At 39.4% G+C, this 21866-nt stretch carries 22 protein-coding genes, 1 tRNA gene and 1 pseudogene; 4 read left to right on the top strand and 20 right to left on the bottom strand.

Translation table 11 applies throughout. The annotated features are described in order from the left end of the window. Both ACTF6W_RS00005 and ACTF6W_RS00010 read right to left on the bottom strand, forming a co-directional pair. Window positions 1–181, bottom strand: a 181-nt coding sequence (locus ACTF6W_RS00005) for a hypothetical protein (RefSeq protein ID WP_438992488.1), incomplete at its 3' end; no start/stop codon positions are given. Beyond that, a complete protein-coding gene (locus ACTF6W_RS00010) occupies window positions 181–1038 on the bottom strand; it encodes a division plane positioning ATPase MipZ (protein ID WP_438992489.1) in 858 nt (285 codons plus the stop codon). The genes ACTF6W_RS00010 and ACTF6W_RS00005, both read right to left, overlap by 1 nt. A 101-nt stretch (window positions 1039–1139) precedes the next feature. Here ACTF6W_RS00010 and ACTF6W_RS00015 point away from each other — a divergent pair, with 101 nt between their 5' ends. Next, the gene (locus tag ACTF6W_RS00015; RefSeq protein ID WP_438992490.1) at window positions 1140–2102 is read left to right on the top strand and encodes a glucosaminidase domain-containing protein; all 963 of its coding nucleotides are present in this window, start codon (window positions 1140–1142) and stop codon (window positions 2100–2102) included. On the opposite strand, the gene ACTF6W_RS00020 is transcribed toward ACTF6W_RS00015, so the two are convergent. Beyond that, the gene (locus ACTF6W_RS00020) at window positions 2080–2499 is read right to left on the bottom strand and encodes a DUF1489 family protein (protein WP_438992491.1); all 420 of its coding nucleotides are present in this window, start codon (window positions 2497–2499) and stop codon (window positions 2080–2082) included. The two genes, ACTF6W_RS00015 and ACTF6W_RS00020, sit on opposite strands and share 23 nt — an antisense overlap. Window positions 2500–2501: 2 nt before the next feature. After that, window positions 2502–3896 (bottom strand): magnesium transporter, encoded by a 1395-nt coding sequence (mgtE, locus tag ACTF6W_RS00025; protein ID WP_438992492.1) that lies wholly within the window; start codon window positions 3894–3896, stop codon window positions 2502–2504. Window positions 3897–4092: 196 nt separating this feature from the next. Between mgtE and ACTF6W_RS00030 the strand changes: the two genes are divergently transcribed. Then, window positions 4093–5175 carry a pyridoxal-phosphate-dependent aminotransferase family protein gene (locus tag ACTF6W_RS00030; RefSeq protein ID WP_438992518.1) on the top strand — a complete coding sequence of 361 codons (1083 nt, stop codon included), beginning with the start codon at window positions 4093–4095 and terminating at the stop codon, window positions 5173–5175. Here the strand turns inward: ACTF6W_RS00030 and ACTF6W_RS00035 are convergent, their stop codons facing one another. The 5 genes and pseudogenes from ACTF6W_RS00035 to ACTF6W_RS00055 all read right to left on the bottom strand — a co-directional run bounded on the left by ACTF6W_RS00035 (window position 5176) and on the right by ACTF6W_RS00055 (window position 8654). Further along, window positions 5176–5811 carry a YajG family lipoprotein gene (locus ACTF6W_RS00035; protein ID WP_438992493.1) on the bottom strand — a complete coding sequence of 212 codons (636 nt, stop codon included), beginning with the start codon at window positions 5809–5811 and terminating at the stop codon, window positions 5176–5178. 163 nt (window positions 5812–5974) lie between these two features. After that, window positions 5975–7231 carry a dipeptidase gene (locus tag ACTF6W_RS00040; RefSeq protein ID WP_438992494.1) on the bottom strand — a complete coding sequence of 419 codons (1257 nt, stop codon included), beginning with the start codon at window positions 7229–7231 and terminating at the stop codon, window positions 5975–5977. A 106-nt stretch (window positions 7232–7337) separates the two neighbouring features. Further along, a complete protein-coding gene (locus ACTF6W_RS00045) occupies window positions 7338–8084 on the bottom strand; it encodes a hypothetical protein (protein WP_438992495.1) in 747 nt (248 codons plus the stop codon). 146 nt (window positions 8085–8230) lie between these two features. Further along, window positions 8231–8318, bottom strand: a tRNA-Leu gene (locus ACTF6W_RS00050). 75 nt (window positions 8319–8393) lie between these two features. Next, window positions 8394–8654, bottom strand: a pseudogene (locus tag ACTF6W_RS00055) (FliM/FliN family flagellar motor switch protein). Window positions 8655–8756: 102 nt separating this feature from the next. Between ACTF6W_RS00055 and lipB the strand changes: the two are divergent. Further along, window positions 8757–9395, top strand: coding sequence for a lipoyl(octanoyl) transferase LipB (lipB, locus tag ACTF6W_RS00060; RefSeq protein ID WP_438992496.1), 639 nt, complete (start codon window positions 8757–8759; stop codon window positions 9393–9395). Between the two features lie 2 nt (window positions 9396–9397). On the opposite strand, the gene ACTF6W_RS00065 is transcribed toward lipB, so the two are convergent. From ACTF6W_RS00065 to crcB, 7 genes are all read right to left on the bottom strand, one after another. Continuing rightward, complete coding sequence (locus ACTF6W_RS00065) at window positions 9398–9712, bottom strand: acylphosphatase (protein ID WP_438992497.1); 315 nt, start codon at window positions 9710–9712, stop codon at window positions 9398–9400. Then, window positions 9712–11697, bottom strand: a complete 1986-nt coding sequence (locus tag ACTF6W_RS00070) for an acetyl-CoA carboxylase biotin carboxylase subunit (protein WP_438992498.1) — start codon at window positions 11695–11697, stop codon at window positions 9712–9714. The genes ACTF6W_RS00065 and ACTF6W_RS00070 overlap by 1 nt, the downstream gene beginning before the upstream one ends. Before the next feature lie 9 nt (window positions 11698–11706). Continuing rightward, window positions 11707–13239, bottom strand: a complete 1533-nt coding sequence (locus ACTF6W_RS00075; protein WP_438992499.1) for an acyl-CoA carboxylase subunit beta — start codon at window positions 13237–13239, stop codon at window positions 11707–11709. A gap of 69 nt (window positions 13240–13308) precedes the next feature. Further along, window positions 13309–14004 (bottom strand): ATP12 family chaperone protein, encoded by a 696-nt coding sequence (locus ACTF6W_RS00080; protein WP_438992500.1) that lies wholly within the window; start codon window positions 14002–14004, stop codon window positions 13309–13311. After that, window positions 14005–14667: an HAD-IA family hydrolase gene (locus tag ACTF6W_RS00085; protein WP_438992501.1), complete on the bottom strand. Its 663-nt coding sequence runs from the start codon at window positions 14665–14667 to the stop codon at window positions 14005–14007. Then, window positions 14660–15649, bottom strand: a complete 990-nt coding sequence (locus ACTF6W_RS00090; protein ID WP_438992502.1) for an RluA family pseudouridine synthase — start codon at window positions 15647–15649, stop codon at window positions 14660–14662. The genes ACTF6W_RS00085 and ACTF6W_RS00090 overlap by 8 nt, the downstream gene beginning before the upstream one ends. A gap of 10 nt (window positions 15650–15659) precedes the next feature. Next, window positions 15660–16037 (bottom strand): fluoride efflux transporter CrcB, encoded by a 378-nt coding sequence (gene crcB, locus ACTF6W_RS00095; RefSeq protein WP_438992503.1) that lies wholly within the window; start codon window positions 16035–16037, stop codon window positions 15660–15662. Window positions 16038–16127: 90 nt separating this feature from the next. Between crcB and ACTF6W_RS00100 the strand changes: the two genes are divergently transcribed. Next, window positions 16128–17315: a class I SAM-dependent methyltransferase gene (locus tag ACTF6W_RS00100; RefSeq protein WP_438992504.1), complete on the top strand. Its 1188-nt coding sequence runs from the start codon at window positions 16128–16130 to the stop codon at window positions 17313–17315. On the opposite strand, the gene ACTF6W_RS00105 is transcribed toward ACTF6W_RS00100, so the two are convergent. From ACTF6W_RS00105 to rplQ, 4 genes are all read right to left on the bottom strand, one after another. Beyond that, complete coding sequence (locus ACTF6W_RS00105; RefSeq protein ID WP_438992505.1) at window positions 17312–18613, bottom strand: replication-associated recombination protein A; 1302 nt, start codon at window positions 18611–18613, stop codon at window positions 17312–17314. The genes ACTF6W_RS00100 and ACTF6W_RS00105 overlap by 4 nt on opposite strands. 12 nt (window positions 18614–18625) lie before the next feature. Beyond that, on the bottom strand, window positions 18626–20089 hold the full coding sequence (locus ACTF6W_RS00110) for a Do family serine endopeptidase (protein WP_438992506.1): 1464 nt from the start codon (window positions 20087–20089) through the stop codon (window positions 18626–18628). A gap of 123 nt (window positions 20090–20212) precedes the next feature. After that, window positions 20213–21280, bottom strand: a complete 1068-nt coding sequence (gene fbaA / locus ACTF6W_RS00115; protein WP_438992507.1) for a class II fructose-bisphosphate aldolase — start codon at window positions 21278–21280, stop codon at window positions 20213–20215. A gap of 151 nt (window positions 21281–21431) precedes the next feature. Next, a complete protein-coding gene (gene rplQ / locus ACTF6W_RS00120) occupies window positions 21432–21863 on the bottom strand; it encodes a 50S ribosomal protein L17 (RefSeq protein ID WP_438992508.1) in 432 nt (143 codons plus the stop codon). Between the last annotated feature and the right edge of the window lie 3 nt (window positions 21864–21866).

The following is a 21866-nucleotide window of genomic DNA, read 5'->3' on the forward strand; positions in this document are numbered from 1 at the left end:
CAAGGACACCCGCTACAGGAATATTTCCTTTGATAAGGATAACAAATGCCATGACCCCAAGTGCGATCGCAAGAACCTTTCGAAACACACCATTAAATTTCTCAGGCTGAGTTTTCATGTAATTAGATACAGCGTAATAAGTTATACCGGCCCCCAATAATAGGATTACTATATATAACATTAAGAGGCCTTAATCTGCGGAATTTCATGCATATCGTCTTTTGTTTTCCATTCGGGAAGCTGCAGATCTCCCATTAATCGCCGTATTTCTTGACGCGCAGCTACATGAGACATTGTCATTTTTTCATTTGTATCTCTGTAATCAACGAGCGTTAATCCTTTTGGAAATAATTCCCGATAAATAACCCGCTCTCCTAATCCTTGCACATATCTGAAAGAAATTCTTTGCTGCAATTCTTTTAAAGCCGCATTAACGCGTCTTTTATTTTTTGCATCAAGTGCAGAAGTCCTGTTACGCATCACGATCCAATCAATGGTTCCACGGTCAGTCATTGCACGATGTTTTCTCGCATCCCAAACCATCTCACTATAAAGGCTTAATCTATCAACCTTATAAGTTTCCGGATCTACCGAAGCCAACAAATCAAGATCAACAAAGCTATCATTGATTGGCGTTATTAACGTATCAGCCGAAGCATGCGCCAGCCGCGATAAATTAGAATCGCTTCCTGGGCAATCGATAAGAATAAAATCAGATTCTTTATGTAATTCATCAAGCAGTTCTGAAAAATTCTTAGTATCTTCATACATCATATTGTCCACGTCCCCTTCCATTGAACGTGAAAGCACATAAACATCAGGTACAGCTAAATCTAATCCAGTTTTATCTGCATAATTAAGGCGGTTTTCAAGATACCTTGCCAATGATTTTTGCCTTGAATCCAAGTCTATCACTGAAATATTGAAGCCTTTTTTCATAAGACTTACAATAACATGCATTGAAGTTGTCGATTTCCCCGACCCCCCTTTTTCATTTCCTACCACGATGATATGTGCCTTATTTTTATCTTTAGGCATCATTTTCTCCAAACACCAGTCCCATAATTTGTCTAGCAATTAAAGGCTCACTATATTATTATATATTGATAACTACATTAACTTATCCTTTTAGGTTTTATATGGCTAGTAGCATACGTCCAAAAACGTCATTTTTTAGCAAAAAAATTGTAGCTACAATTATATTAGCCACTCTTTTCCTGATTTTACCTCTATTTGTGTCAATTTACGAGGTCGTAAACAGCAGGTTACCCGATGATACCTCAATTGATTCTGAAATTGATCTCACACCCCATGATACAGATATTAAAGCGATTTTTGCTTCATACGATTATAATTTAAATGAAGTTAGAAGAGGCCTCACAAGCGTACCTAAACTATTCCTTTCTAGTTTACCCGAAAACTTGGAGGAAATTTCAGATACAGACGAACGTAAAGAAATCTTTATATCCATTATTCTTCCACTAATTTTACAAGTAAATGAAGATATTATGAATGACCGCAAAGAACTTTCAGAAATAATGTATTCAATGGAATCAACAGGGGATATGTCAGTGGAGCAGCGTGGGTGGATAGAAAAAAAATTAAAACAATACCGAATTCAATCATTTGATATTCCTGAACTTTATTCCAGAATGAACATTATACCCCCTTCACTTGCTATAACACAGGCCGCCATTGAAACGGGTTGGGGAACGTCACGATTTGCCACCGAAGCAAATGCTTTATATGGCCAATGGACTTGGGATGATGAAAAAGGAATGGTTCCCTTAAAACGGGGGGATGATCAATCTCATAGCATAAAAGTATTTGATAATTTAATGGGAGCCGTTCGAGGGTATGCCCTAAATTTAAATACGCATCCCGCCTACGAAGACTTCAGAATTGAACGACGTAAATATGAAAACCCAAAAGATATTGATGTAAGTAATTTATTAATCACGCTTATTTTTTATTCTGAGCTTGGATATGAGTATATTGACAATTTAAGTAGTATTATCCGTGTAAATCGCTTACGTCAGTTTGATAAAGCTCGTTTATCAGAAAATATATTCCAAGAGGCTAGATTAGACCAAGCTCTTTAAGATCGTTTCTTAGTTCTGTGGGTAATTCTGCTATTGCACTTCCCTCTGGCAAATCTGCAGGTGAAGAACTTGTTTCCAAATATCGCCATCCTTGAAAAGCACGCCTCGGTTGACTTTCTGTTAAATGAATTTTTTTATCCATTTTAATCATGCATTTTTTGCCAGTATCGGTTTTCACTTCTTCTAAACCGATAATCCTTTGTCTTGCTAAAACAAATCCTTTTATCACCCAGTATAATGAACCTCCATCGAGCACTTCTTCGGCTCTTTTGGGTTTAAACCTTGTAATATGAAAATTATAATTAAGGCCATTGTTTCGAGGATCTTTTTTACGAGCGTCAATCAAATGCTCAACGCTTTCGATCCCCACACATAATTTGATAAGATTTACAGTCATAATTAAATTAGAACCACTGCAGCCAATCCTAAAAAGGCAAAAAATCCAATAACATCCGTTATCGTCGTCACAAAAATGCTACTGGCAAGGGCGGGATCAATATTTATTTTGTCTAAGCCGATCGGAATGAGTATTCCTGCAAGGCCCGCCATAATCATATTAATAATCATTGCGACAGCCATAACCCCACCTAATGCAGAACTATTAAACCATGCCCATGAAAGTCCGCCAATTAAAACAGCGATGATAATCCCATTTAGTAAGGCAATGGAAAATTCCCTAAATATAATTCGTTTCGCATTTGATGTTGTCAATTCACGTGTTGCGAGAGCACGAACCGTTACAGTCATGGTTTGTGTACCAGCGTTTCCACCCATGGAAGCAACAATCGGCATTAGAACGGCCAAGGCGACCATTTGTTCAATAGTTGCATCAAATAACGCAATAACCATTGATGCTAAAATTGCCGTCGCCAAATTAATTATGAGCCATATAACTCGGTTTTTAGACGCCTCTATTACACTTTCAGTAATGTCCGTATCAGCAATACCAGAAAGCAGCATCAAGTCTTCTTCGGCTTCTTCATCAATAACGTCTACGACGTCATCAACAGTAATCATTCCGATTAATCTTCCACTATCATCGACCACAGCCATTGAGGTTAAATCATAGTGCCTAAATAAATAAGCTACTTCTTCCTGATCCATTTCAACGGGAACAAGTTTAAGCTCTTCTTCCATGATCTCACTAATCAATATATCACGGTCACTGCGTATAATTTTGTTTAAGGCGACTGTACCGATTGGATGATGCATTGGATCAACAATGAAAACCTCATAAAATTCATTCGGCAGTTCTTTATCTGTTTTGAAATAATCAATGACTTTTCCCACCGACCATTGTCCAGGAACAGAAACCAGATTCTTTTGTAAAAGCCGGCCCGCACTATCTTCTGGGTAAGAAAGTCCTTCTTCAATGGCAATTCTATCTTCGTATGAAAGAGCATCAATAATTTTACGCTGCTCTTCTTGGTCTAGATCCTCAAGGACGTGAACAGCATCATCACTTTCCATTTGAGAAATAGCCCGCGCGACATCTTGATCGTCCATTTCGGCAATCACATCATCTAGCGTACTATCATCTAGCTCAGATAACACTTCTGGTTCCATTTCGGAACCAATAACAGATGTTAATATCCGTCGATGGTGGTCACTTAATTGCTCAAAAACATCAGCAATATCAGCATTATGAAGAGGTTCTAATAAAAAATCGATTTGTTCTTTATCACCTTTCTCAAGGGCATGAATAATTTCGTCAACCAGTTCTGGTGAAACCGGAAGAACTTCGTCTAGCATGCTTTCATTATCAGAAAGATTATTTTCGTTTGAAACGTTCATTTTCTTCCCCTGAGTTCTGGTATTTTATCAACTTTATATCATTTAACGTCAAGCGCTTATATTAAATAGATCATAATTTTCGAGATAAATCCTTTCAATGTTGTAAAAGATCAATTAAGTTTCACTTCAGTAAACTGTATTATTCAATCAGGAAATTTATAAAATGAAATCTTTTATCCCTCCAAAACGTACTTTAATGGGCCCAGGTCCATCTGACGTATCCCCTCGTGTTCTTGAAGCAATGGGACGTCAAACAATCGGTCACCTTGATCCCGCATTTCAAACACTGATGGATGAAATAAAAGATTTACTTCGTTATGCCTTTAAAACTGAGAATAAACTTACTTTTCCCGTATCTGCACCAGGATCAGCCGGCATGGAAACATGTTTCGCCAACTTGGTTGAAAAAGGCGATAAAGTTATCGTTTGTGTAAACGGCGTTTTCGGCACACGAATGTTTGAAAATGTAACGAGATGTGGCGGCGAAGCCATCGTCGTTAACGATGATTGGGGCACGCCCGTATCACTTTCAAAAACAGAAGAAGCACTTAAAAATAACCCTGATGCTAAAATTCTGGCCTTTGTTGCAGCCGAAACTTCAACCGGTGTTGCATCAGATACAAAATCGTTATGTGCGCTTGCACATGACCATGACTGTATTACCATAGTTGATGCCGTGACATCTTTAGGTGGATCTGAGTTAGATGTAGATGGTTGGGGCATTGATGCAATTTATTCAGGTTCCCAAAAATGCTTAAGCTGCCCTCCCGGTATTTCGCCCGTAAGTTTTAATGATCGCGCCATTGAAAAAATTAAAAACCGCAAAGATCCCGTTCAGAGTTGGTTTTTAGACCTAAACTTAGTTATGGGCTATTGGGAAGGTACAGGTGGCAGGTCTTATCATCATACTGCCCCAGTGAATGCCATGTATGCGCTTCATGAAAGCTTACTGATTTTAAAGGAAGAAGGTTTAGAAAACGCATTGCAGCGCCATACTGATATGTCGGCTAAACTTAGAACTGGTTTTAATGAAATGGGTATAGAATATTTAGTAGATCCGGCATGCGCACTCCCGCAATTAAATACCATTAAAATTCCTGATCATATTACGGATGAAGCCGCAATTCGTACGCGCCTTCTAAATGAGCATAACCTAGAAATCGGCGCCGGACTTGGTGCGCTTGCCGGTAAAGTTTGGCGTGTCGGCTTAATGGGCCACAGTGCTTGCCAAGAAAATGTTGATAAGTGTCTTGCAGCGTTTAAAGCTGTTATGAATTAATTATTTTTTCAATGCATTAATAAGATCAGTATCATCGATAATTCTTTGAATTGTCGTGTTTAATGTATTACTAAGCTGGGAATTGTTGCTGTCAGCGTTTGCCGAAAAAGGAACAGCTCTTTGCTCAGAGTTGCTAAAGGTACGATTATAACCTTTGTCGATAGCCTCCACACGAACGCGAGATTTTGTTTCAACATCCGTTTTAATGGTGCCGCTATCAACTTCATAATTCAATTCTTCAAGAAAAACATGAAGATGGACAACACTAGGGCTATCTTTATCCGTTATTTGAAACCCCATTCTAGAAAAGCTGTCTACTAACGCCACACCAATTGTTCTCGCTAAGTCTTGACTGGTGTAAATTTGACTTCCAGAATTGTACTGATTGCTTTGGTTAGTTGAGCGTGAATCTTCTAATGATCTTTCGATATCTTGGTCATTTTCATTTTGGTCACTATTACCATAAGTTCCTATTACCCCTGATGACCGCGAATCTTCAACGGAAATGTAAAGAGGAATAGATTCACCAATATTAGAAGAATTTACCTTTGGAAAAATAGAAATTACAGCATCTTGTGATGATGTTGCACAGGCTGCCGTAAAAGCTAAAATTACTACTAATAATGTCTTCTTCATTGGTTTCCTCCTTCAACAATTGCATTATGTTTTAAAATAAAACATTCGTATTGTTTACAATGACACTCTATATATGCCTTCATATTCGATTTACGACGATCATTGCGTTCAAAATATGGCATATAACTTAGTATTTAAATCAGCCATTATTTTATTATATCAATTATTGAAGTGCCTTTGCCGCTTCATCGACCCTACGCCATAATGCTAGCGTGTTGCCACTCCATATTTTGGCGATCTCTTCTTCAGTATAACCGCGCTTAACCATTTCAGCAGTTACATTCATAGTTTCAGCGGCACTATTCCAACCAACGACACCGCCACCGCCATCAAAATCAGATACCAGACCTACATGATCAATTCCTATTAAATTAACGGCATAGTCTACATGATCAATAAAATCTTCTACGGTGCCAGCAGGGTATTTCGCATCTATCGCTTCCATACCTTTTACATATTGATCTAAACTAGAATGCTTATCGCCATCCCATTCAGCATCCCCCGCAGCTGTTGCTACCGCTTGTCTAAGTGCATCAACTTCAGGGCCTTTTGCTGGATAATATTTTACAAAGCCATCTAATCCAACTATCTGAACAACGCCACCAGAAGCGGCCACAGCCTTTAATTGTTCATCATTAAGGTTTCGCCTGTGTTTTGCTATTTCCCATACTCCTGAATGAGACGCAATCACTGGTGCCTTAGAATATTCTGTCGCCTGCATCATGCACTTGATTGACGTATGTGAAATATCAACCATCATCCCAAGCCGGTTCATTTCATCGATTACTTTATAACCAAACTCGCTTACACCACCATGCTCTTCTTCGCTATCGCCAAGACGCGCAAGAGGGGTTGCACTATCACAAATATCATTATGACCATTATGAGCCAAAGTCATGTAGCGTGCACCAAGGTTATAAAACTCCTCAATTCGCTCCAGATCTTTGCCGATGACATAGCCGTTTTCAATGCCAATGGTTGCAACCTTGCGGCCGCTAGATGCGATTTCTTCAAATTCATCCGGGGTATTAGCAAAACCAATGCGATCCGGATAAAATTCTGTCATACGGTGAATAGCGCTAAATTTACGGCGTGCTCTTTCTTCTGCTAATGCATATCCATCAGGGGTACGCTCTGTTTGCCCCACATAGACAATGAAAAAGGCGCTATCTAGTCCACCGGTTTCCATTTTTCCAAGGTCGACCTGTTGCGGCGTATCTGTACCTGGGTCATAAATTGGATCAAATGTCATATCCTCATGAATATCGACATGAGTATCTAGGGTTACGACTCGTTCATGAATAGCTTCTACACTCATATCGATGCCATTATTAGAATCGGAACTATTTTGGTCACCACAGCCAGTGATTGCTAGTGCAGCTAGCGAAACCATTCCTAGTTTTATTTTTTGATGCATCATATTATCTCCCGCAATATTTTTTGTTTTTAAATGCAACACATGAAAGAATATATTCGACTTTAACGCAACAACAAAAAGAATATATCCAATAATAAATTAAAGAATCTTATTCAAAAGGAATAAAATCGCCTCTTTCTGGTATCGTACAGGTAAAACAATTAGGAATAATTTCTTCTTCTTTATGTTGGTAAATTATCAACTTCTTAGTATCAGGAAGCGCATTGGCTCTTCTGGCATTTTCAAATAACCAAGGAGAAATGAATGCCATATCAAGTGGCGGTAAAGCAGACAAATGTTCCACGTCACCAGTATCGCCAGCAAGATAGATTTTCTTACCACCCCAGTCGATTAAGTATGAAAGATTTTTACTCCCTGCTGTCGGTGTATCATAAGTCGTGACTTTCGCATTTCCAATGGTCATTTCTTCTTTAGCTACTGTCACAGACGGTTCTATCAATTCTTCTAATATAACAGGTCTGATAACTGCATTCGGATTAATAAGTTTTTGAATTTCAGTATTTTTCTTAATTTCTGCTAATTGCGTTTCTCGTAATACAATTAATTCTTGATACTTGCTTTTCAAATCAGAAACAACGTCATCAGGCGCAACAATATCCCAATCTAAAGTAAGAATTTTTTCTTGATCGATATGATCGTTAAACCTATTGGTAATAAGAGTCGTGACATCATTATTTTGTTCAACAAAATATGGATAGGTATAAATCATATGCCCAAAGGCACCTGATACATAAGGAAAATCAGTAAAGATAACCTGCTTACCATCCGTAATCCTTATGCTTGCATTAGCAATAAAATTAACGGCAATTTCCTGCGCTGTCGCATAAGACGACAAGGTGAATATACATACTAAACTTAAAAAGCACTTTTAATAATAAACATAACTAACCCCATTAAATACAAAGCCCTAGGGATCATTATAGCTTTTTTTTATTAATTCGTACAGGAGTAGGGATTTTTTACTTAATTTATTGAAGAAAATGGTGCGGTCGAGAAGACTCGAACTTCCACGGGCTCAACGCCCACAGCGACCTCAACGCTGCGCGTCTACCAATTCCGCCACGACCGCATTTTCGTAGTTTGGTAAATCAATTGTGGTGAAGTATCAAATGAAAGAGAGGAGCGCAACAGAAAACTGACTTTCTTATGCTTTTTTTACAACTCCAAGCTCACGGAAGCCTTTTACACCTTCAAGAAGAGTAATTCCGATGTTCTCACCAGAAACCATAATTTCACCTTTGGCAATTAGTTCGCCATTAGCATATATTTTAACTGGACTATCGCAATGCTACTGTAATTCAATCACAGCACCACGACCTAGCTTCAACAGTTGCTTAACAGGCATTAAATTTTGCCCGAGAACAACTGTTAATTCTACTTCAACATCTTCGACTGCTTGTGACATCAACAAAGCCTTTTACTTGAATTCAATAGTAATATGATTATATACCAACAACAGTGATACATTATAGTTATTTTTTAGTTAAAAAAGCAAAGATATTCATAAATGAAAGCAGATGCTCAAATAGAATGGAAAATTGGTAAGGGTGTCGTTGATTATAATGAGGCGCTCAACTTTATGGAAGAGCGCGTTGCAAAAATCAACGAAGGACAAGCAAATGAATTGGTCTGGCTTGTCGAACATCCTCCATTATATACATCTGGCACTTCATCGAAAGAAAGCGACCTTCTCACCCCAAAGAGATTTCCTGTTTATTATGCTGGGCGCGGCGGTCAATATACTTACCACGGTCCCGGACAGCGTGTTGTTTATGTTATGCTTGATTTGAATAAACGAAGTAGAGATGTGAGAAAATATGTCGCTGACTTAGAACGTTGGATTATTGAAAGTCTCGCAGAATTCAATGTAATTGGTGAAACCCGTGAAGGTAGAGTTGGAGTATGGGTAGAACGGGATGGTGGTCGTGAAGATAAAATAGCCGCGATTGGCGTTAGAGTACGAAAATGGGTTACCTTTCATGGAATATGCATCAATGTTGAACCCGATTTAAGCCATTATTCGGGCATAGTACCTTGCGGCATTTCTGAACACGGTGTCACATCGCTTGTTGACCTAGGTCTTCCCGTTAATATGAATGACTTAGATGTGACACTTAAAAAAACATGGGATAAAATATTCTCTTAATATTACGTCCCTCGCCTTTCATTTAGATTAACAGTAGGTTTCTGCTCAAAACCATCCTTCACAATACCTATTGCGTTTGATAGTTCAATATTTTCAACTTTAGCAGTACTCGGTCCTATCCAGCATTCTTTCACCATTTTATCTACTGTCTCGCTATCGCCTACTACTAAAGCTTCGACGGTTCCATCACTTCTATTTCTTACCCAACCATTGAGCCCAAGTTTTAACGCCGTTTTCACTGTCCAATCACGAAAAAAAACACCTTGAACTCGACCAAAGATTAAAACCCTTAGTGCTTTATGGCCTTCATCTAGCATTATTCAAATTCCATTATTATCTCATCAACAGCCAGACTATCGCCTGCAACAGCAGAAACTTTTGATACGACCCCATCGCGCTCCGCTCTGAGTACATTTTCCATTTTCATGGCTTCAACAACACATAATGTTTGGCCAGTTTGTACCTGATCACCTTCAACAACATCTATTGAAACAACCAAACCTGGCATTGGGCATTGGAGATATTTTGACATATCAGGGGCAATTTTTTCTGGCATTAATGAGGCCAGTTCAACTTCGCGTTCACTTCTCACATGCACAATTTCACTAGCGCCATCATAAGTAAGCAAATATCCATCTTTAAGATATTCGACTTCTACATTAACAGGGTCGCCATTGATTGTGGCTTTGAACACCGGATTACCTGGAGCCCATAATGTCTCAACATTATAGACTAGACCGCCTGTAATGACATTACACCCTTCTTGTGTCATTAAGAAATTGGCGGATTGCGTTTCACCGTCTAACTGTATTTGCCATGTTTCATTAAAGACACTGGCTTCTTCATTCATGCGGCCGCTTATAGTCGACTGGCGTCCAATTTCACAAGAATGCACAGTTGTCGCAACACAGATAAGTATATTCCATGCCTCTAAACTCACCGAGCCGCCATTAAAGCCGTCAGGATACTCTTCCTCAATATATTTTGTTGAAATATCTCCACTTTTGAAACGTTCTGATTTCAAAACATCAGATAAAAATGAAATATTGTGACCAACACCGCGAATGTAATATTCATCTAATGCCAAGCGCAGCTTACTAATGGCTTCTGCTCTGTCATCGGCATAAGAAATTATTTTTGAGATCATCGGATCATAATAAATACTAATCTCACTGCCTTCATAAATACCACTATCTATACGAATATAGTTATCTTCTTCCGGCGGAATATAATCCATAACACGGCCGATTGCCGGTAAAAATCTTCTTAATGGATCTTCTGCGTAAACACGGCCTTCCACTGCCCACCCTTTAATTTGAACATCTTCTTGTTTAATATTTAATGGCTCGCCAGCAGCACTTCTGATCATTTGTTCAACTAGATCTACACCCGTTATTAATTCCGTTACGGGATGCTCAACTTGTAAGCGCGTGTTCATTTCCAGAAAATAAAAGTTCTGGTTTTTATCAACGATAAATTCAACGGTACCCGCAGAGCTATAATTAACAGCTTTTGAAAGGGCAATTGATTGCGCGCCCATTTTGGACCGGGTTTCTTCAGTTAAGAAAGAGCTAGGTGCTTCTTCTATAACTTTTTGATGCCGACGTTGAATTGAACATTCACGTTCCATTAAATAAATAACGTTTCCGTGTTTATCACCCAATACCTGGATTTCGATATGGCGTGGCTCTTCAATAAATTTTTCAGCAAAAACGCGGTCATCCCCAAAGCTAGATTTCGCTTCATTAACGGCAGAATTGAAACCTTCGTATGCTTCTTCATCATTATAAACGACACGCATGCCTTTACCGCCACCGCCAGCTGACGCTTTAAGCATTACGGGATATCCTATCTCTTTGGATATTTTAACAGCTTCATCGGCATCTTTAATAACACCCATATAGCCAGGTATGGTATTCACACCCGATTTTTCCGCAAGTTTTTTTGAAGAAATTTTATCACCCATAACACCAATAGCCTCGGTACCTGGTCCGATGAATGTGATACCTTCTTTTTCTAATCTTTCACAAAATTCAGAATTTTCTGACAGAAACCCATACCCAGGGTGAATAGCATCAGCACCTGTTTTCTTAGCGGCATCGATGATTTTATCAATTACCAGGTAACTTTCCGTTGCTGGCGCATTACCAATATGAACTTTTTCAGATGCCATGCGCACATGAAGTGCATCCGCATCAACATCAGAATATACTGCAACAGTACCGATACCCAATTTATGAGCCGTTTTAATCACACGACAAGCAATCTCGCCGCGATTTGCAATAAGTATTTTATCAAACATTCTTCATTCCTACAGCGGTATATTATCGTGTTTTTTCCAAGGGTTTTGGACGTCTTTATTTTTCAACATCCGTAATCCACGACTTACACGACGCCTAGTCGCATGCGGCATGATCACATCATCAATATATCCTCGTCGTGCGGCCACAAAAGGGTTAGCAAACTTGTCAGAATATTCTTGTGTCTTAGCTTCTAATTTTTCTTGATCTTTTGCCTCTTCACGGAAGATAATTTTTACCGCGCCTTCGGCGCCCATAACGGCAATTTCAGCCGTCGGCCAGGCAAAGTTAAGATCGCCTCTTAAATGCTTGGATGCCATTACATCATAAGCACCACCATACGCTTTACGGGTGATTATCGTAATTTTTGGGACAGTTGCTTCACCGTAAGCAAAAAGTAATTTTGCGCCATGTTTAATCACACCACCATATTCTTGTGCTGTACCCGGCAAGAAACCGGGCACGTCAACAAATGTTACGATTGGAATATTAAAACAATCACAAAATCGAACAAATCTTGCCGATTTACGTGAAGCATCATTATCAAGACATCCAGCCAGCACCATCGGTTGATTAGCGACGATGCCAACAGTTGAGCCCTCAATTCGGGCAAAACCAGTGATTATATTTTTTGCAAAAGTTGGCTGAATTTCAAAAAAGTCCCCTTCGTCCACAGTTTTGCGGATTAACTCATGCATATCATAAGGTTTATTTGGATTATCTGGAATTAGAGAATCAAGGGATAATTCTTCGCGACTATGCTGATCGAAAGACTGTCTGGTTGGCGGTTGTTCTTTATTACTGAGCGGTAAGAAATCTATAAATCGTCTAGTTTGCTTAATAGCCTCAAGATCATTTTCATAAGCATTATCGGCGACACCTGATTTCACAGTATGAGTAGTGGCGCCACCAAGCTCTTCTTGTGTAACGACTTCGTTGGTAACTGTTTTAACGACGTCCGGGCCCGTTACAAACATATAAGAGCTATCTTTTACCATAAAGATAAAGTCAGTGATGGCCGGTGAATATACGGCACCACCTGCACATGGCCCCATGATAAGGGATATTTGCGGAACAACACCAGACGCCATAATATTTCTTTGAAAAACTTCGGCGTATCCGGCTAAAGCCGAAACACCCTCTTGAATACGAGCACCACCTGAATCATTAATCCCAATTACAGGAGCGCCATTTTTCATGGCCATTTCCATGATCTTGCAAATTTTTTCAGCATGGGTTTCAGAAAGCGAGCCACCAAAAACTGTAAAATCCTGGCTATAAATAAAAATCAAACGGCCGTTAACGGTTCCAGATCCAATAACAACACCGTCTCCGGCAATTTTAGTATTCTCCATACCGAAATCAACTGAACGATGTTCTTTAAACATATCATATTCTTCGAAGCTATCTTTATCGACTAGAAGTTCAATACGTTCACGTGCCGTTAGTTTGCCTTTCTCATGCTGCGCGTTTATTCGCGCCTCGCCACCGCCAGATCTTGCTGACTGCCTTCTTTCTTCTAATTTATCGAGGATATCTTGCATTTAAACGCTCCATAGAAAATTTGCTTACCGATGAGTAACATTTAAATTATTTACCTTCAACTATTTTCGTCATTTCCCGCATAGTTCAAGGAAATAATGCGCATTTATCAATTCATTTCTTAGGTTTTTACGCCTCTCGGCGGCCTCTACATCCTCACCCCATTGTGAAGTCTGAAAATTCTCATCCAAATGTCCTGCGTTCCAAGCTTCATCTACATTAATATTATTTTCAAATAAATTTAAACCAATTGTGATAGACCCTGTAACGGTGACCATTCCATAAAAGGCGGTTAGTCTGAAATCATTTATCTTTTCGATAATACTACGTATTTTTAATAATGAGCTTGAGTTCTGCTCTACGAAAATCACACCTTTTGTAATTTTTAGATCTACTCCATGGTTAATACGTAATTTTTCGAGTTGTGGATCCCATTTCATTTTTTGAAGCTTGACTAATTCTTCTGGGTGGTCTGCTCGATAGCAAAGTTGGTCATTTCCAGCAAAGCCAATTAGTTCATCAATTAACGCTTCACGACGTTTTCCTACACGATCGATTGCTGTATTCGTTAACTTTGTAATCGGCATGTTATGAGGATCAATTTCTTTTTCTTGATTATCCCATTCTTTTGCTACAGCTTTTGCCATTTCTTTCGTTGGCATCAAACAAATTGATTTTTCAGGAGTCTTGATCATTTTGCCGTCTAAGTTCACTGTATATGAACCATTTTTCTCAGCTACTATTACTTCTTTATAAAACCGTTTCATTTATAATTTCACCAAATTTATAAGTTCAGATATATGATGAATAATATGATTTGCTCCAGATGACTTAAGTTCATCTTCCGGATGATACCCCCAAGTAACACCTACAGACTTTACGCCGGCATTTTCTGCCATAATCATGTCATATGTGGTATCACCGATCATAAATGCATTTTCTTTTTCCACGCCTGCGTCAGAAAGTGCAACGTTTATCATAGACGGGTGAGGCTTCCCTGGCCCATCATCAGCTGTATTTAATGTAATAAAGTGATCATGAAGGTCATGATTTAGCAACGTGTTTTTAAGGCCTCTTGTGGATTTACCTGTTGCGACACCAAGTAAAACACCCATTTTATTTAATTCTATTATGGTTTCACGAATACCATCATACAATGGCTCATGATAATCATCTAATATTCTCAAATATTGAAAATGCTCAATAAATTCTTCTTTTAAAACCTGATGATCATTATTTGTTAATTGGGGAAAAACGCGCGATATAGCCTCAAGAAGAGAAAGCCCAACAATACGCCTAACTGGCTCATCTCCAGGATATGGGATATTAAATTTCTTACTCGCATGCTTCATTGAACTGATGATCATATGCTGACCATCAACAAGCGTTCCATCGCAGTCAAAAATTGCCAACTTAAGCGGATCAGACATTATCCATTTCCTCAAACGGGTTACTGTCATCATTTTCGTCAAAGCCAAACATATCGAAACTTTCCATCATATGTGTTGGTAACGTGGCTTTCACTGAAAGAATGCCACCATCTGGATGATCAATATCAATACTTCTTGCATGAAGATGTAATTTTTTACTTATTGAGCCATCTACAAATGCTTCTTTTGCACCGTATTTACCATCCCCTATTATGGGTGTATCCAAGACGGTAGCATGGACCCTAATTTGGTGAGTTCTTCCGGTCACTGGACGAAATGACATCCAAGTCACTTTTCCAGCCGCACTATCCATAATTTTAAAATCTGTTATCGCGCGCTTCCCTTCATCAGAAACGGTCATCCTTTCGCCGCGTGTGCCAGGTTCTTTATCAAGAGGCGCTTGTACAGCTCCCTCTTGTTGGGGGGGACGTCCTTTGACAAGCGCCCAGTATATCTTATTGGTTTTTCTGCCTCGAAAACTTTCTGTAAGACTTTTGGCAGCTTTCCCTGTTCTTGCAATGACAAGGACGCCGCTTGTATCTTTATCTAAACGGTGGACAAGTTTTGGTTTTTCTTCTTTATCACCTTGAAGTGCGCCAAGCATTCCATCAATATGGCGTGGCGTATTTGTACCGCCTTGGACGGCAAGTCCTGGTAATTTATTAAGTACAATTACACTATCATCTTGATAAATAACCATAGAACGCATCAATTCGACATCTGCATCAGAAATATGTCTTACTTTTTTAGGGCCCGTTGGCGCTTTTCGTTCATCTTTACCAAGCGGGGGAAGTCTTATTTCCATTCCCGTCTCTAGACGAAAGTTTACTTTAACCCTCTTACCATCAACACGCACTTCTCCTTTACGGATAATTTTTGACAAACGGCCGTAACTTAGGCCTGGAAAATGAATTTTAAACCACTTATCAAGACGCCATTCATTTTCAGACTCTTTGACATATTCGCGCGTAACACCTGACATAAAAATACCTTTAAAAAATAACTTTTCCAGCATAAAGACCGATAAACAAAGCCACAACACTCAAGAAAAGTGACGCGAACGCATAACCCATAGCTGTACTTATCTGTCCCTTTTCAATCATTAGAGCAACTTCAAGAGAAAAGGCAGAAAATGTGGTAAAACCACCTAATACGCCAACGATAAGAAATCCTTGCCATTCATGACTAGAGTGCATTCTTAAAGCGAACACCTCTACTAATAACCCTATTATAAATGAACCTAAAATATTTACCGCAAAAGTTCCCCAGGGTAGTCCCGGTCCCATTAAATTAAGCACACCTTTACCGACTAAGAAGCGAGCAACGGCACCAATCGCGCCACCAGAAGCGACAGCTAAAATCATATTCATAAATACTTGCTCCTTGCCTTAATTTTGATGAATTATAATTTTAGAATCATTACTTAAGATTAATAATATATAATTGACAGAGGGGGCTATATGTTTCCATTATCAATATTTCTAAAAAAACTCATTAAATACGGTACATTAAATATCATTGATGAGAAAGGAAAGAAACATTGTTTTTCTGGTTCTCCAGAACCGGAAATCACAATACGTTTTCACGATAAATCACTTTTATGGAAAATTTTCTTAAAACCGGACCTTAAAGCCGGAGAAGCATACATGGAAGGCAGTTTAACGATTGAGCCGCCATCTACTATTTATGATTTTCTTAGCCTCATTACAAAGAATATGGAATGGCGTCCTGATAATCCATTTCATTTGATGGGCGGCGACCCTTATAGCCGATTAAAAGGATGGTTTAATCAAATTAATTGGCCGGGAAAATCAAAACAAAATGTGTCACATCACTATGATTTATCATACGATTTATATGACTTATTTCTAGATGATACACGCCAATATTCTTGTGCTTACTTTCATGATGAAAATGATACTCTTGAACAAGCCCAACTTAATAAAATGAATTTGATTGCTAAGAAATTATTACTTAAGCCTGAACATGATGTATTAGACATTGGCTGCGGTTGGGGTGGTCTAGGAATGCATTTGAATTCGGCCTCAAACGCTAACGTAACCGGTGTGACCTTGAGCGAAGAACAATTAAAAGTAGCGCAGAAAAGATCTATGAATAATAAAAAAGTAGATTTTAAATTACAAGACTATCGTACCATTACCCAAAAATATGACCGCATTTTTTCAGTTGGTATGTTTGAACATGTAGGGCGTAAGCAATATCAAAGTTATTTTGATAAAGTATATGAATGTCTTAATGATGATGGGGTAGCTTTAATACATACAATTGGCCGCGCTGATGGCCCAGGTGAAACTGACCCTTGGACGAAAAAATATATTTTCCCTGGTGGTTATGCACCGGCCTTATCAGAAATAGCCCCTGCCATTGAGAAGAGTGGGCTTTACATTACTGATATGGAAGTCCTTAGACTACACTATGCGAATACGTTAAAGGAGTGGCGAATTAGAGTTGAAAGTAATAAAGAAAATATTATAGAAATGTACGATGATAATTTCCTTCGAATGTGGGAATTTTATTTAGCCAGTGCAGAATGCGCCTTTAGAAACCTAGGACATGTTGTTTTTCAGTTTCAACTTTCAAAATGGCAGGATAATGTTCCTCTGACTAGGGAGTATTTATTGGATTAATTTTTCTCTTCGCGTAATTTTGCCCAATATTCCAGTCGTTTGGATATATCTCTTTCAAAACCACGTTCTACAGGTTTATAAAAGTTCTGACGGTTCATTTCGTCCGGAAAATAGTTTTGACCCGAAAATCCATCTTTGGCATCGTGATCATATTGATATCCTTTTCCATACCCCATTTCTTTCATCATTTTAGTGGGCGCATTTAAAATATGCATTGGTGGATTTAATGATCCCGTCTCTTTTGCACTTCTTAAAGATTTCTTATGCGCCATATAGGCAGCATTTGATTTTGGAGCTGTTCCTAAATAAATAACAAGTTGCGCAATTGCTAAGTCACCTTCAGGGGAGCCAAGAAATTCATAAACTTCCTTCGCTGCATTAGCCTGGATTACCGCCTGTGGATCTGCTAGGCCAATATCCTCTATCGCAAACCGCACGAGACGCCTCAGAATATATAAGGGATCTTCACCACCTGCTAGCATTCGGCCCGCCCAATAAAGTGCAGCGTCCGTATCTGATCCTCTTAATGATTTATGTAAGGCAGAAATAAGATTATAATGCCCTTCCCTATCCTTATCATATACTGGGGCACGCTTTTGCAATACTTGCAATAACGCATTCGGGTCCAGTTTATCGTCAAACTTAAGCCCAAGAAGTATTTCCGCTAAGTTCAATAGATAGCGCCCATCACCATCGGCCATATTATAAAGCATTAACCGCGCCTCTTCGGTTAGCGGTAGGTTTTTATCTTCTAATACTTCCGCACGTGAAAGAAGTTCTTCCATTGATGCTGTATCTAGGCGATTTAAAGTCAACACCTGCATTCTGGAAAGCAACGCAGCATTTAATTCAAAGGATGGATTTTCGGTAGTCGCGCCGACTAATACTATCGTCCCATCTTCTACATACGGAAGAAATCCATCTTGCTGTGAACGATTAAAGCGATGAATTTCATCCACAAATAATAGCGTCCCCTTACCGGTTCTTCTTCTCTCCTTTGCCGCTTCAAAGCACTTCCTAAGGTCTGCGACACCAGAAAAAACGGCTGAAATTTGCTCGAAATAAAGATCAATATCTTCAGCAAGTAAGCGTGCCGTTGTGGTTTTTCCTGTCCCAGGCGGCCCCCATAGAATAAGAGAGGATAAGTGACCCGCGGCAAGCATACGTCCCAATGTTCCTTCAGGATCGGTTAAATGCCCTTGCCCAACCACCTCAGAAATCACTTTAGGGCGAAGTCGATCAGCGAGCGGACGGGGTGCCGCCTCTTCTAATCCCGCACTTTTAAAAAGATCACCCATTATTGCCCTTTATTATCTGCATGAATAGCTTCCCCGCCCACGTGCTTGACACTCAATTAATCTGCCTGCACGACGAACAGCAAATGACACATCATTTCCTGTATCATCAAGAATATCTTCAAGTTGATCTACGGTACGAATATCTTCGCCATCCACACTGTCAAAAATATCACCGGGGCGTAATACATTCAATCGGCGTACAGGACTGGATCTTGCAATCTCTAAAATAATCACACCTTTTTCAAATAAATTTACACCGAGTTCACTTGAATAGGCAGGAGAAAGGTTTGCCACTTCAATATTTTCAAAAATATGATCACCTTCTAACTGGGTAATATCGCGGGGTGGATCTTCAGGTGCTTTTTCAAGTTCTATGATCAAAATACGACGATCATCGCCTTTTTGAACATCAAGAATGGTTTCACCGCCGACATTTCCAAGGCCAATAAAATACCTTAATCCTTGGGTATCAAATATTTCTTCCCCATCAATTGAAAGTATAACATCCCCCGGCTCCAATCCGCCACGATCAGCCGGACTATCCGGATAAACATTGTCAACGAGCACACCACCCGGACGATCAAAACCAAGACTTTCTGCAATATCAGATGAAACGACCTGTCCTGTCGCACCAAACCACGGGCGGATAATCTCCCCATCATTTAAAGCGGCATTAAGCACAAAATCGACCATTTTGACTGGTATCGCAAAGCCGATGCCGTTAGAGCCACCAGAACGCGAATAAATGGACGTATTGATACCAACAAGTTTTCCATCCATCCCAACGAGTGCGCCACCACTGTTACCGGGATTTACGGCCGCATCCGTTTGGATAAAGAATTGATAATCATCGTCCCCAACTTGCGTTCGAGCGAGCGCGGAAACAATTCCGCTTGTAACAGACTGACCAACACCAAATGGGTTTCCGATCGCAAGCACTAAATCGCCTACCTCAATCTCATCGGAATCACTAAATTCCAATGTCGTAAGAGGCACACCCGTTGGTTCAATCCTTAAAACTGCAAGATCAGTACTCTCATCCATCAAAACTACATCCGCTTCAAATTCACGTCTATCTGATAAAGCAACAGTAATCTCATCTGCACCGTCAATGACGTGATGGTTTGTGATTACGATACCTTCTTCGCGAACGATAACGCCAGAGCCTAATGATCTCTCTATTCTTTCCCGAGGCGCTGAAGAACCACCAAAAAAGCGACTAAAAAACGGATCATTTAAAAAAGGTGAAGTCCGCGTACGCACAACTCGCTTTGTATATATATTGACAACTGCCGGTGCGGCCTCACGCACCACAGGAGCATAAGAAAGCTTTACTTTCGCCTCTGAATTGGGAACCCTTCTATTATCAGGCGCATTTTGTGCAACTGACGATGTTTGCATTGTCCCATTTATGAGAAATAACATCAGAGCAAATAGTGATAAAAGACCTAAACCTAATTTAATAAAAACTTTCATGATCAATCCAATTCATAATTACTTCATTTAAAAATATGCGCTTTAAATGGCAAAATTGTGAAGCATATAAAAACCAAAAAAGGCAGCCCAATTGAGCCGCCTTTTAAATCTAGTTATTAATTATTATTTTGCAAGTGATCGACCAGCAGAACCAAGATCTTCAAATGCTTCATCCAAACGATTTACGAAGGATAGTTCACCTTGACGAAGCCATTTACGTGGATCATAAAATTTCTTAAGTGGCGCGCCTGTTTCAGGATCAATTTGATGTTTAAAAGCATTCATATGCTCTTCAACATATTTACCAACACCTTCTGAAAAAGCAAATTGAGTATCCGTATCAATATTCATCTTAAAGACACCATATGAGATCGCTGCAGCAATCTTATCTTTTTCTGAACCAGAACCACCATGGAAAACAAGATTAAGCGGTTTATCAATAGTGCCATGTGTCTTGCTTACAAGTTCTTGACTATTTTTAAGAATTTCAGGGCGAAGCTGAACATTACCAGGCTTATAAACGCCATGCACATTACCAAATGACGCCGCTACTGAGAAATGCCCAATCGGCGACAGCAGATCATATGCTTTTAAAACGTCTTCGGGTTGAGTATAAAGATGTGAGCTATCGGCCCCTTCTTCGATATCATGTCCGACGCCGTCTTCTTCACCGCCAGTTATGCCGAGCTCTATTTCTAAACTCATATCTAGTTTGGCCATACGTTCAAGCATACGTGCACATTCATTAAGATTGTCATCTATATCTTCTTCAGAGAGGTCAAGCATATGTGACGAATAAAGCGCTTTACCATTTTTCTTATAATATTCTTCTGAATGATCTACGAGCGCATCAATCCATGGAACCAGTTTACGGTTTGCATGATCCGTATGTAATACGGCACATATACCATAATGTTCTGCTAGCAAATGTACATGTTGCGCTGCAGAAACAGCGCCTAGTACTTTTGCTTGAAATGCATCTTCCATAGCTGCGCCCGCAAAAAATTGTGTTCCACCATTTGAGAACTGAATTATAACATCGCTGTTATTTTTTGCTGCCGCTTCCATAACGGCGTTAACGCTGTTTGTTCCAACGCAATTTACGCCCGCTAACGCATAGCCGCCTTCTTTACATGCGTTTACAAGTTCAACATAATCTTCACCACAGACCACACCGGGTTTAAGAGCCATTTTGTTTTTCCTTCTGAACGTATTTAAATATACTTATTTATAGAATTATATATTAAGAGTCGCAACATCTGGCGACATTTTAAAATAAAAAATTCATATAAAAAAAGCAGCCTAATCAGGCTGCTTTTTAAATTCTTTAATCATAACAAAGTTATGCTACGGCTTCTTCTTCGATGTCGTCATCAAATACTGGGCCGCTATCTTGACCTTTTGCATCTTCATCACGGTCAACAAGTTCTATCACTGCAACCGGTGCGGCATCACCATGACGGAAGCCTGCTTTAAGAACACGTGTATAACCGCCATTGCGTTCTTTGTAACGTTCTGCAAGGACATCAAATAATTTCTGCACTATTTCTTTATCAGACGCAGGCAATTTTGAAATTGCTTGACGACGTGCATGAAGAGAACCGCGTTTACCAAGCGTGATAAGACGCTCAACAATTGGACGAAGTTCTTTTGCCTTAGGCAAAGTTGTTATAATTTGCTCATGCTTTAGAAGCGCTGAAGCCATGTTTGCAAACATCGCCTTACGATGACTGCTAGTTCTGTTAAGCTTACGCCCAGCTTTACGATGGCGCATATC

This window comes from Pseudemcibacter sp. (genome assembly GCF_965661635.1).
GTDB lineage: Bacteria > Pseudomonadota > Alphaproteobacteria > Sphingomonadales > Emcibacteraceae > Pseudemcibacter.

Excerpts from the sequence above, each read along its gene's own strand:
- ACTF6W_RS00010 (WP_438992489.1), bottom strand. The coding sequence starts at position 1,038 with ATGCCTAAAGATAAAAATAAGGCACATATCATCGTGGTAGGAAATGAA.
- ACTF6W_RS00015 (WP_438992490.1), top strand. The coding sequence starts at position 1,140 with ATGGCTAGTAGCATACGTCCAAAAACGTCATTTTTTAGCAAAAAAATT.
- ACTF6W_RS00020 (WP_438992491.1), bottom strand. The coding sequence starts at position 2,499 with ATGACTGTAAATCTTATCAAATTATGTGTGGGGATCGAAAGCGTTGAG.
- mgtE (WP_438992492.1), bottom strand. The coding sequence starts at position 3,896 with ATGAACGTTTCAAACGAAAATAATCTTTCTGATAATGAAAGCATGCTA.
- ACTF6W_RS00030 (WP_438992518.1), top strand. The coding sequence starts at position 4,093 with ATGGGCCCAGGTCCATCTGACGTATCCCCTCGTGTTCTTGAAGCAATG.
- ACTF6W_RS00035 (WP_438992493.1), bottom strand. The coding sequence starts at position 5,811 with ATGAAGAAGACATTATTAGTAGTAATTTTAGCTTTTACGGCAGCCTGT.
- ACTF6W_RS00040 (WP_438992494.1), bottom strand. The coding sequence starts at position 7,231 with ATGATGCATCAAAAAATAAAACTAGGAATGGTTTCGCTAGCTGCACTA.
- lipB (WP_438992496.1), top strand. The coding sequence starts at position 8,757 with ATGAAAGCAGATGCTCAAATAGAATGGAAAATTGGTAAGGGTGTCGTT.
- ACTF6W_RS00065 (WP_438992497.1), bottom strand. The coding sequence starts at position 9,712 with ATGCTAGATGAAGGCCATAAAGCACTAAGGGTTTTAATCTTTGGTCGA.
- ACTF6W_RS00070 (WP_438992498.1), bottom strand. The coding sequence starts at position 11,697 with ATGTTTGATAAAATACTTATTGCAAATCGCGGCGAGATTGCTTGTCGT.
- ACTF6W_RS00075 (WP_438992499.1), bottom strand. The coding sequence starts at position 13,239 with ATGCAAGATATCCTCGATAAATTAGAAGAAAGAAGGCAGTCAGCAAGA.
- ACTF6W_RS00080 (WP_438992500.1), bottom strand. The coding sequence starts at position 14,004 with ATGAAACGGTTTTATAAAGAAGTAATAGTAGCTGAGAAAAATGGTTCA.
- ACTF6W_RS00085 (WP_438992501.1), bottom strand. The coding sequence starts at position 14,667 with ATGTCTGATCCGCTTAAGTTGGCAATTTTTGACTGCGATGGAACGCTT.
- ACTF6W_RS00090 (WP_438992502.1), bottom strand. The coding sequence starts at position 15,649 with ATGTCAGGTGTTACGCGCGAATATGTCAAAGAGTCTGAAAATGAATGG.
- crcB (WP_438992503.1), bottom strand. The coding sequence starts at position 16,037 with ATGAATATGATTTTAGCTGTCGCTTCTGGTGGCGCGATTGGTGCCGTT.
- ACTF6W_RS00100 (WP_438992504.1), top strand. The coding sequence starts at position 16,128 with ATGTTTCCATTATCAATATTTCTAAAAAAACTCATTAAATACGGTACA.
- ACTF6W_RS00105 (WP_438992505.1), bottom strand. The coding sequence starts at position 18,613 with ATGGGTGATCTTTTTAAAAGTGCGGGATTAGAAGAGGCGGCACCCCGT.
- ACTF6W_RS00110 (WP_438992506.1), bottom strand. The coding sequence starts at position 20,089 with ATGAAAGTTTTTATTAAATTAGGTTTAGGTCTTTTATCACTATTTGCT.
- fbaA (WP_438992507.1), bottom strand. The coding sequence starts at position 21,280 with ATGGCTCTTAAACCCGGTGTGGTCTGTGGTGAAGATTATGTTGAACTT.
- rplQ (WP_438992508.1), bottom strand. The coding sequence starts at position 21,863 with ATGCGCCATCGTAAAGCTGGGCGTAAGCTTAACAGAACTAGCAGTCAT.